The following is a 3,524-nucleotide window of genomic DNA, read 5'->3' on the forward strand; positions in this document are numbered from 1 at the left end:
CGCCGCGAACGGCGCTGCCGAACACCCATCAACCCGCCCAAACGCCAAACGCTCTGCGATGACGCCCCAACCACGGCCAAACCGAGCCAAACCGACGCTTGTACCGCCTCCGGCTACCGCGCAGACCCTCCGGCTACCGCGCAGACTGCCCGAAAAGGGCGTTTGAATTTCCTATACTCCGGGACTTCGTAGTTCGAACCTAAATACTGGACTTCCGCCACTTATGCGCCTTCGCCTGATTCATACGGAAACGTTGTCGAATCGCGGGATCCAGTCGGGCTTTCTCGCGTCTTGCTGTTTTCTGCTCGTGTTCGTGGTTGGCGAACTCGTGCTCAAGAACGGGCGAGGTCCGAGCACGATTTACTTTCTCGCCGCGGGGGCACTGGTCGCCTTCGGAATGCTCCTCGGTCTGAAACTCTACACGCCGCCGCGCCAGAAGCTCTTTTGGCGAAGCGTAGCGTTAGCTCTCCTGCCACCAATCGCGTGGCTCTTGGGTACTTGGCATCTCGGCAAATCGATCGGCGCTTACGCGACGGCGGGTTTGGCCGTGTGCGTTCTCCTAGTCATGATTTCCGTGTTTCGAGCTCCAGCAACGTGGTACGCCGGCCTCGCGTCCCTTACGTTCCTCTGTTTTTGGCTTTTCACTGGAGACCCCATTCTGAGTGGCCAGTGGGTGGGAGGGCTCGTGGCGGTGCTGTTGACGTTGCATCTCGTCACCCAACACCTCCTGTCGCGCGAACGCGCCAAGCCGCCGGTCGAGCCTCGGCGCCTGCGCCTTGCGCAGAGCCAAGTGCTGAGCGCAGGCGCGGCTCGGGCAGGCTTCGGCATGTGCTGCTGTTTCCTCCTGATGATTTTCGCAGGCGATCTCGCTCTTGAACACCACGCCCCAGTAACCACGACTCTGGTGATGAAGCTTTTGGGGTTGTCAGCGCTGGGAATTTGCCTCGGAATGGCTCGCTATCCGAGTCCACGGGCAGGACTGTTTTGGAAGGGCATCGCGACCGTTGCGTTTGCCAGCATCGCCTGGTTGCTATGGACGTTCTGGGTGGGCTCTTCCATCGGACTGGCCAGAACTATCGCGTTTGCCGTTTGCATTCTCTTTGTGATGGTAGCGATCTTCCGGGCGCCTCCGCTCTGGTATGCCGCGCTCACGCTCCTTCTCACGTCCATCGTCGCCATCTTGACGCACAGCGTGGTCACCACCCTGCTCATGGCGCTGGCCCTGGGAGGCCTACTCGTCCTTCTGAACTACGGAGTTCAGCTCGTCCTCGACCATGAGCGCGAAATTCGGCTGCTCACTCTGAAGGATGCTCCCTCGTTTGAAATCGCCGGGAAATCCGCCTTCGTCTTATTGCTTCCGGTGCTCCTCCTAGTGGCATTCGGGTCGGCGATGAACTACTACTTTCAGAGCTGGCTTATCCGAACACCGTATGCCGAAGCGGTATGGCTGGGCGACAACGTTCCGATTGTGCATTCGCACTGTCGCGAGGGGCCCGAGGGAATCGCAGAACTGGAGCGCGACCTCGATTGTTCAATCAGTCGCTGGGAATCGGGCTTGAAGGCGCAGACCGACACCTACGTCAATGAAGCGTCAGGGGACGTGAAACGACTTTCTAACCAAGCGCCCGACGCGGTAGCAAAACAGGTAATGGCTTTGCGTCCGCCGACCATTGAGGACCAAACCGCGTGCAGTGGGTTCCAGAAGAGTTACGACCTTTTTCGAGCCTCGATCACCGTGTCGTTTACGAGCCCTTGCAGGACTTTAATTGAGCACGTCAACGAAGCGTTGACGCGGTCGCACGCCAAAATGGCCAAGGCAATCAACGATTCCGTAGGAGCCGCCAACGCAGATGTGAACACCGTCGTTACGGCCCACACTGATCGGTTCAGGCAAGACGTTTCCAACGAGATCCACCGCTCGGCGGAGCGCGCTCGAGAAACTAATCGCCAGCTGTTCATAGCGTTGCGCATCCTTCAGGTCATTTCATGGGTGCTGCTAAGTGTTTCGGTCGTTGCTGCGTATCAAATGTTGCTAGGGCGCGTAGTTTTTGATCGAAAGACAGCCAATGGCGTGACATTTCGACTCGCCAAGCCGCACCAATTAGTCAAACCCCTTTCGATGACACTTCACCACATGCTGGACCTGCATGCGGATCTGCCGAAGCAGACGCGGAGGAAAGGCAATGCCACTCGGTGGTTCGTGAGCCTGAAGGTGTCGCGCTGGGGAGAAGACGCGAGCATGAATGCGGCACTATCCTGCGCGGGAACGGCACCGCTGCAGCGCATGCTTGCGGGGAACTATGTCACGACGGCCATAGACATCGTTCCAATTCCCTTCACGATCGAGAACGGCTCCATTCCCAAACTTAATTCCAATGGACCGAAACTTTCGGTCGCGGGCGATCATCGCTTGGTACGGATAGAACTTAAGCCAGGTCAGAAGGTGGGGTTTCGCATCGCTGATCTCGTCGCGTGGACCGATCGGGTCGAGTTAATTTCGCGATATACCACCCACATCGGCGCCAGCCTGCTAAAGCTAGGATCGTTCTGTATCGTGGCGGAAGGCGCACAACCCGATGAAGGAGTTCTAGGGAGTGGAGAGTTCGGTTACATCGTGCTGCGCAGTGAGGGGGAACTGGTGTCCGTGAGCGACGAAGGCACCAGTACTCCGGTGAGCAATTTGCTGGCGTGGGACGAGTCACAAGAATTCGCGCTTGCCCAACGCTTGCATCCGTGGAAGGTCTGGATCAATGAGCCGTCCGTTGTTACTCGGTCGGTTGCGGGCGCCGTCCTATTAGATGAGGGGAGCCCCGGTCAATGGCCTTTGTTGGGCCGCATCGGGAACCTGTTTCGTTATTTCTTGCTGCCGATCTGAATTGTCTGTGATCTTCGAGGGGTCAGTCTATGCGCAATTTGAGTGTTCTGCTCGTCGTTTGTTTGTTAGTTTCTTGCGGCAGTAGTGTGCCTCCGGAGGGTTGTGACTCTGCGTTACCGGCCACAGGCGAGAAGCGCCTAGTGGCCCACCCGAAGAAGCCGTCGCAATGCAAGGGTGTCGTCATGCAATGCAATGCCTGCAGCTATGACGCCCAGGGGACTCTGACGGGGACGGAGTCTGAAATGTGCGGTGTGTGCATTGGCGCCGATTTCTGACGAGGGCTACTGACTCAAAGTAGCGCCCGCGCCTCCCACACCATCGGCGCACCGGCGACTTCCGACCGAAGCGGACACTGGCTTACGCTGTCTTGGCCATCCGCCTTGGATTAGAGTCAGCGGTGCTTAGAAACGTGTCGACAGGGTAATTTGGTGGGAGCCTATCGCGAGCGAGCACAAGCATGGGTCACGCGCTGGCAATGGACTTACAACAATGAGCGTCCGAACATGGCGCTTGCCGACATCACATCAAGGCAAAAAAGCTCGTACTCGCATCATGGAAGTATAGGAACTTCAAACGCCCTTTTCGAACAGTCTGGCGAGTAGGCGGTGGTCGCGCAAGCGCCAGTTTGGGCGCAGATCGGACGTTCGCG

The 3,524-nt window shown here is 57.9% G+C and carries 1 protein-coding gene; it reads left to right on the forward strand.

Going from position 1 to position 3,524, the window contains the following annotated elements:
- Window positions 1-223: 223 nt before the first annotated feature.
- Window positions 224-2,875 (forward strand): hypothetical protein, encoded by a 2,652-nt coding sequence (locus tag SGJ19_26725; GenBank protein MDZ4783858.1) that lies wholly within the window; start codon window positions 224-226, stop codon window positions 2,873-2,875.
- Window positions 2,876-3,524: the final 649 nt, after the last annotated feature.

This window comes from Planctomycetia bacterium (assembly GCA_034440135.1).
Lineage (GTDB): Bacteria > Planctomycetota > Planctomycetia > Pirellulales > JALHLM01 > JALHLM01.

Coding starts and splice junctions, on each gene's coding strand:
- SGJ19_26725 (MDZ4783858.1), top strand. CDS start 224: ATGCGCCTTCGCCTGATTCATACGGAAACGTTGTCGAATCGCGGGATC.